Here is a 1,068-nt window from a genome sequence, read left to right as displayed (position 1 = left end):
CTAAGTACAACCAACCTAAATAAGTAGGATGAAGGCGAATAATAAGGAATGCCAAAGCGAGGACGAAGGTTCATCGGGTTGAGTGACGAAGAAAACAGCACGTTGAGAGCGATAGAGCAGAACCCGCATATGAATGCCAAAGTACGTCTGCGCGCCCAAGTTCTGAGATTATCGAATCAGGGAATGAGCCTAGAACAAATTTCAGAGCATGTAGCCAGGAACTACGAAACCCTAAGAAGGACGTTTGACCGCTGGGAAGAAGAAGGCTACACAGGTCTAGCCGATCACTACGAAGAGCACGGACAAAAACCCGTTATCACGGACGACATCAAAAGCTTTATGGAAGCGAAGTTGAAAGAACAAAGATGCTGGACGTGTGACCAACTTTCAGCGGCTATCTCCGAGGGTTACGGCGTCAAGGTGGGAGCTGAAGGCATCCGCAAACGACTTAAAGCAATGGGCTATAGCTGGAAAAGGGGACGTTTTGTACCTGCTCAACGTCCTAGTGAAAAAGACCTTGAACACCATAAAGCAGCGCTAGACACGTTAAAAAAGGGGCGCTGGCGCAAAAGCTGAAGCTGCTTTACCTCGATCAGGTCGGCTTTAGCTTAGCCCTTAAGCCCATCAAAACCTGGACACCCAAGGGCTCTGGTCTTCAGTTCGAGATTCCTTCGCGTCAGGGTTCGGCTGGGCGTCTAAACTTGATAGGGGCTTTGGACTTTGCCAGCAACAAACTCTGCTACCGTGATCTGATAGGTGGCTGTGATGCCCGCAAAGTTGAGGCGTTTCTCGATAGCCTTGCAGACCAAGCCGACCCCCAAGGCTTGACTGTTATTGTGCTTGATAACGCTCGCTTCCACAAAGCCAAAAACATCAGGGCTAAAGAACCGCTATGGCGAGCCAAAGGTTTGTTCCTCCGTTACCTACCCCCTTATTCCCCGCAGCTAAATCCTATCGAAACGCTTTGGCGTGTCCTTAAGGGTTTTCTCTTACCCAGACGTTTATATGCTTCGCTTAAACACCTCAAGGATGCTGTCTTAGCGGCCCTTTTACTCTTGAATGCTATTA

2 protein-coding genes are annotated in these 1,068 nt (G+C 49.1%); both read left to right on the top strand.

The features are described from left to right. The first annotated feature begins 78 nt into the window (after positions 1 to 78). A complete protein-coding gene (locus ACFW2W_RS19130) occupies positions 79 to 576 on the top strand; it encodes a helix-turn-helix domain-containing protein (RefSeq protein ID WP_378181698.1) in 498 nt (165 codons plus the stop codon). Further along, on the top strand, positions 561 to 1,068 hold a 508-nt coding region (locus ACFW2W_RS19125; RefSeq protein WP_378181701.1), incomplete at its 3' end, for an IS630 family transposase. The genes ACFW2W_RS19130 and ACFW2W_RS19125, both read left to right, overlap by 16 nt.

This window comes from Coleofasciculus sp. H7-2 (assembly GCF_042747725.1).
Classification (GTDB): Bacteria; Cyanobacteriota; Cyanobacteriia; order Cyanobacteriales; family FACHB-T130; genus FACHB-T130.
The sequence above is the reverse complement of the archived record's forward strand: the minus strand, read 5'-3'. Positions and strand labels throughout refer to the sequence as shown.